General features: G+C 40.1%; 1 protein-coding gene and 1 pseudogene. One reads left to right on the top strand and one right to left on the bottom strand.

Features of this window, described 5'->3' with window-relative positions; translation table 11 throughout:
• Nucleotides 1-140: 140 nt before the first annotated feature.
• Nucleotides 141-305 (bottom strand): annotated as a pseudogene (locus tag EIZ37_RS25540) (MerR family DNA-binding transcriptional regulator); the annotation flags it as partial.
• Between the two features lie 219 nt (nucleotides 306-524).
• Here EIZ37_RS25540 and EIZ37_RS25535 point away from each other — a divergent pair.
• Nucleotides 525-704, top strand: coding sequence for a MerR family transcriptional regulator (locus tag EIZ37_RS25535; RefSeq protein ID WP_235828232.1), 180 nt, complete (start codon nucleotides 525-527; stop codon nucleotides 702-704).
• Nucleotides 705-907: the final 203 nt, after the last annotated feature.

The following is a 907-nucleotide window of genomic DNA, read 5'->3' as shown; positions in this document are numbered from 1 at the left end:
TCCACCTCGCGGTAGACACCCTTGCTCTTGGCTAACGGTAGCCGTTCGCCAGCCCCCGTTCGGGACCCTCACCCTAGAGATGACGCCCATGCTGGGCGTACATGAAAGAGGTCAACCAGTAAAAACTGGCTGACCTGTTTTTTTAGGTGGAGCAAAGCTTCTACCCATGTTTTATTTTCTTCCGAATAAACCCTGATATTATTATCGTCTCTGTTTACTTTTATTAAGCCCTCTCTTTCATAAAACCTCAAAGTATGTTCGGATACCCCAACGATTTTTGAAAATTCACCAATAGAATATGTCAATGCAATCATCTCCATTAATTATTTGTGGCACAAAAAGAGAGTAACACTTAGAGTTCACTCTAAGTCAAGAAGTTAGCTTCGCCCTATCCATTTGTAACCAAGGTTGTCCATTTACTCATTGCATTATCCTGCCCGGTACTTCAATGATAAAGGAAGCAGCTGCCGCGGCGATCTGCTCCCATATTTGTTTGTTGAACTAACGGGATGTCACTAAAAGACATGAAGCAATTTGCCATGTGGGGGCATATGGGGAATGAAACAATGGGAGAACGATTAGATCTACTTAAAAATCATCGCAAAAAAGTAGTGGAAGAATTGAAGAAGCTCCAACAAAGTTTAGAGTTTCTGGATGATAAAATTATTTTTTATGAAAATGAATTGGGAGACTGTTTCTCTTAATATTAAGTCCTATTTAAATGGAAAAAAATAAGGGAAAAAAACCGCTTGCCTTAGAGCCCACTCAAAGGAGTAACCTATGCTTGTACCATTTAGATTCATGAGGGAATACGTAGTTAAAAAATGGAGAAAATAAGGTTACAAAAATAGGGGAGGATTAATTTTTGTCACCGCCGGGTTAAAATTGACCCAGGTTCGCCGGAATG

The organism is Brevibacillus migulae, from assembly GCF_004521915.1.
Taxonomy (GTDB): domain Bacteria; phylum Bacillota; class Bacilli; order Brevibacillales; family Brevibacillaceae; genus Brevibacillus_F; species Brevibacillus_F migulae.
Note: the sequence above shows the minus strand (reverse complement) of the source record. Positions and strands in the feature narration are given on the sequence as shown.

Coding starts and splice junctions, on each gene's coding strand:
- EIZ37_RS25535 (WP_235828232.1), top strand. CDS start 525: ATGAAGCAATTTGCCATGTGGGGGCATATGGGGAATGAAACAATGGGA.